Source organism: Hyella patelloides LEGE 07179 (assembly GCF_900659865.1).
Lineage (GTDB): Bacteria > Cyanobacteriota > Cyanobacteriia > Cyanobacteriales > Xenococcaceae > Hyella > Hyella patelloides.
In genome coordinates this window covers 1-4,303 of the sequence record NZ_LR214160.1, presented here as the reverse complement: position 1 = coordinate 4,303, position 4,303 = coordinate 1, and the positions used below count along the sequence as shown (strand labels likewise).

At 36.3% G+C, this 4,303-nt stretch carries 3 protein-coding genes and 1 pseudogene; 3 read left to right on the top strand and 1 reads right to left on the bottom strand.

Annotated elements, in window-relative coordinates; translation table 11 throughout:
• Nucleotides 1–139: transposase family protein (locus tag H1P_RS31310; RefSeq protein ID WP_144871678.1), on the bottom strand; the 139-nt coding region annotated here is incomplete at its 3' end.
• A gap of 1,232 nt (nt 140–1,371) precedes the next feature.
• On the opposite strand from H1P_RS31310, the gene H1P_RS31305 reads away from it, so the two are divergent.
• The 3 genes and pseudogenes from H1P_RS31305 to H1P_RS31295 all read left to right on the top strand — a co-directional run bounded on the left by H1P_RS31305 (nt 1,372) and on the right by H1P_RS31295 (nt 4,202).
• On the top strand, nt 1,372–2,409 hold the full coding sequence (locus H1P_RS31305; RefSeq protein WP_144875096.1) for a tetratricopeptide repeat protein: 1,038 nt from the start codon (nt 1,372–1,374) through the stop codon (nt 2,407–2,409).
• A 199-nt stretch (nt 2,410–2,608) separates the two neighbouring features.
• Nucleotides 2,609–2,851, top strand: a pseudogene (gene yidD / locus H1P_RS39630) (membrane protein insertion efficiency factor YidD); the annotation flags it as partial.
• 1,003 nt (nt 2,852–3,854) lie between these two features.
• Nucleotides 3,855–4,202 (top strand): hypothetical protein, encoded by a 348-nt coding sequence (locus H1P_RS31295; RefSeq protein ID WP_144875092.1) that lies wholly within the window; start codon nt 3,855–3,857, stop codon nt 4,200–4,202.
• Nucleotides 4,203–4,303 lie beyond the last annotated feature (101 nt).

Genomic DNA, 4,303 nt, shown 5'->3' with positions numbered 1-4,303 from the left:
AGGTTTCTGCGACACTAATTACTGCACAAAGAGTAATAGTAATAATATCAATCAACTGATGTAGCTTAGTTCTATCTAATCTCGGAGCTTTGATAGATGAAAAATGTTCTTCTATTGTAGTTTTTGGTCTTAGTTTCATGACTAAAGATAGCCAAAATTAAGTTTGATAATTGGGTCATCATATCATCAATTCTAAGAACTAATTCTGTCTTCAATTAATTGTTAATTTTACTGAATTTATCATGTTTTTACTCGGGATCGCGTCGTTAAAAAGAAGCACTTCATACTACTACTCTTCTTTTTTGACTTTTATCCTTTCTTTCTTCAATTATCTGTTTTCGCTCAATTTAAGATGCGTTTGCCCTGATTCGCACAGTGAGTGAAAATTGCCAAACACTGAAGTTTACATCTCAGGGCTTTGAAGATGAATAAAAAGTAATACTTGTATTCTATCTTCGATGGAGATAGTGTTTGCCATTATAAGCGATCGCTCTTGTGAGTAATTTGTCGCTTCTGAATACTACAAATTTAATTGATTGAACATTCAGGTATTAAGTGTTTAACAAGCATAAAAATTAAGCTCGTATTATTAACAAGTATTAAGTATTCCGTGATTTTACTTACAAGAAATTACTGATTTTCAAAAAGATATTTTACTGACTATATTAAGTAGTTTATTCAAAACTTTATCAAAAATATATTTGCTATGAAGTTTTCATGAAAATAGCTTTTTAATTAATATAAAATCAAGAATATATCGTAAATTTAAAGAGTGGTTTTACTCCAGAAATGTTAAATCACTTTAATTTAGAGAAATTTAAGTTTATAGCCATTCAGAATCAAGACCATCACTTATTTAGCCATGATTTTTTATCTTCTCTGACTGAACCTATATTAATTTTAATTTTAACTTTACTCAGTGTTTTTCTAGGTTCGCGAGGTATCTCTAAACATGAAAATTTAAGTTTCTAGCTTAATAGTCATGCCTACCTAATTTTATACATTATACTTTTTGTTTGTTCTTAGGGAAATTTGTTATGTTACCATCTTAATCTACGCATTTTGAGAATTAAAAACTTTTTAAATGAGGACGCGATGTCAGAGATTGCATTCCTAATTTCAGCCATCTTTATGAATGCTATCCCTAAAAATTAAGGAGAAAATTTAGCTCAAGAGAGGTATTTTAGAGCCAAGAGATTTTCTTGATTCTTTTCTCAGAATTAATATCTGAAAGAGCAGTTATTTACTATCTACAGAGCCTTTTTGTTCCTGGAAAATTTCGGCAACAGAACCGTCTTAAAAATTAAGTAACCACAGGGTTATTTTGTCTTTTAAAACTTTTGGCGACACCACAAAAATTTGAAGTTGAAGATGAAATTTTATTTACTAGCAATTATTACATTGTGCTTTGTAACGACAGGACTTAATTCTCCTGCTGATGCTCAAAATAGCTTAATTCATGGTCTTACTCACCATGAATTAAAATCATCCAAAGGTTTACTAGCTGATTTAGCTAAAAATATTGAAACTTCACCTCAAAGTGCTGAAGCTTACCTTGAGCGAGGTAATCTCTATCTTCAGTCAGGAGAAACAGAAAAAGCACTGGCTGATTACAATCAAGCCATTCAACTTAATCCCAACTATGCTGAGGCTTACTCTAATCGCGGTAGTCTCTACAGTGAATTAGGAGAAACAGAAAAAGCTTTAGCTGATTTGAATCAAGCTCTTCAACTTAATCCCAACCATACCGAAGCCTACTCTATTCGTGGTCTTCTCTACGGAAAATCAGGACAAATAGAAAAAGCACTGACTGATTTGAACCAAGCCATTCAAATTAATCCCAACTATGCCCTCGCTCATAATAATCGAGGTTTTCTCTATTATCAATCAGGACAGATAGAAAAGGCTCTAGCCGATCTAAATCGAGCTATTGAACTTAATCCTGGCTACATTTCCGCTTACAATAATCGTGGTTTTATATATCATAAATTAGGACAAATAGAAAAGGCTTTAGCTGATTCGAGCCAAATCATTAAACTTAATCCTAACTATGCTGAGGCTTACTCTAATCGCGGTCTTCTCCATAGAAAATTGGGACAAACAGAAAAAGCATTGGTCAATTATAGCCAAGCCATTGAACTCGATCCTGACCATGTTGTTGCCTATAATGGTCGTAGTATTCTCTATTATCAATCAGGACAAATAGAAAAAGCACTGGCTGATTTGAACCAAGCTATCCAACTCGATCCTCAGTTTGCGGTATCTTACTTGAATCGCGGTTTTCTCTATAAAAAATTGGAGAATATTCCTAAATGTCAAAAAGATTGGGAAAAGGCTGCTAGTTTATTTAGACATCAAGGTAATATTCAAATGTATCAAAAGATGAGACAAATTTTGCAGCAATTGTAATCCTAAAATACTATAAATCTTATTGCCAATTACTATTAATAAATTCCCATTTTACCAGAGAGGTTTGAGGGCGATGAAACTTATACAAAGGATTGTTTAGCCTGGTTGTCTCCCCGCAAACTGAAAGTAACTAACACGAACACAAATTAAGTGGTTCACCACCTATTAATTCGGCACTCTCTAAATTGAAAATAACGAAATGGTTTCATCAGTAGAACAATTACGCTCACTTAATTTAGCTCAGTTTATCGGCATTGGAACGATTCAAATTTATCAAAACACGATCAGCAAAGTTACTCCTCCTCGATGCCGTTATACTCCTTCTTGTTCCCAATACGGTATTGATGCTCTTTCTGAATGGGGCTTGATTGAAGGAATCAAATTAACCAGACAGAGAATCCAAAAATGTCATCCTCCTCATGGTGGTTCTGACCCCGTTCCTCGAAAACAAATCAAACAATCCAGTTTCTTAGCTGCCAACAAAATTACTCAACAACATCTCGATAATAGTAACTTCGAGACTATCAAAAAAAGAGAGCTTACCGCTAATTTCATCGATTATGACCATCATTTTCGTTTAATTCTCTCTTATCCTAAAGGGCGTGAGTTCATTTCATTAGAAGACTTTCGGGCTAAAATTCGAGAATTGAATCAGTACGTTTTTGAAGTTCCTAATTATGCTTTACTTTATCGGATAGCTAATCTCGAAATTGGCGTGATTCATGATTATTATCTGCTGAGATTTGCTGGTACTGTCAGCTCTGGCTATCTAGAAAATTCTGTCAATGAAGTGATTGATTATATTATCGAACAGCTAGCAGGATTTTTACTAGCTGCCAGAGCAAAGGAATTCCAGCCGTTATATTTTCAAGTAGATGGTCAGACTTATCTCGAACCCAAACCAGGACAGAAAGCCGTTCCTGCTACTTATCAGCCACAACGAGATTTTTGGGACTACACTAGCGATACTGGTATCTGGGATGTTTATTGGGGTAACTTTGTCTTCGATATGATTGAAGGTGTCGCAGAAATTAGCGGTTTAGTAGACGATCTGTTTCCCAGTGATATCGATCTAGATTCGATAACTACGGAAGATTCTAATGGGGGTGGTTGCAGTGCAGAAGGTTCTGAAACAGATGCTTTTGGTGCAGATGGATCTGACAGTGACGGATGCGACAGTGACGGGTGTGATTCGGGTGGTTGTGATTCAGGTGGTTGCGATTTAGGTGGTTGCGATTTAGGTGGTTGTGATGGTTGTGGTTAAGAATCCCTCTTTTAGTCATAATCTTGTTTTACAAGTTTTTAACCATCTTATTCCAGGAAATAGCGATCGCAGTGCGTCCACGAGAAATCATCTTTCTCCTCCCCTTCCACAAAACCACAAAATCCACGATAACCATTATCATTATTATTGAGCAGAATTATGGGTAAAGACAGAAGCAATTATGACCGACAGCAGCACCAGAAGAAGAAGAATCCGAAAAACTTCCTCCGAGAGCGAACTTTCCGAATTATCACTTCCACAAACCTTAACCGACGGTAGCAGAGACAGAAAAAGAAGAACTCGTTCGGTCACTCAACCAGATGATTCTAAGCCTCTGTTAGAAGAACCAGAGATAGCAGAACCCAGCATAACTAGCAATCCTTTGCCTCGACAGAGGGCGACCAGCCAAAAGATTGAAACAGAACCCCGTGATGAGAAAATTCAGTTATCAATGCCAAAAACCCCAATGACTTTAGGCATCGACCAATCTTTAGCCGAATTAGTAGAAGAAAGACGTTCCGCTCTCTGAGAAGTCCGATTGTTAGGGGTCGACCAGAGAATCGCTTCTCTAGCCTCCCATCCAAAACGTAGCGTGCCACTTTCACGGCACTACGCTCCTCCTGGCTTTTC

What these genes read in the sequence shown, in the direction of transcription:
- H1P_RS31305 (WP_144875096.1), top strand. Translation starts at nt 1,372, where the DNA reads ATGAAATTTTATTTACTAGCAATTATTACATTGTGCTTTGTAACGACA.
- H1P_RS31295 (WP_144875092.1), top strand. Translation starts at nt 3,855, where the DNA reads ATGACCGACAGCAGCACCAGAAGAAGAAGAATCCGAAAAACTTCCTCC.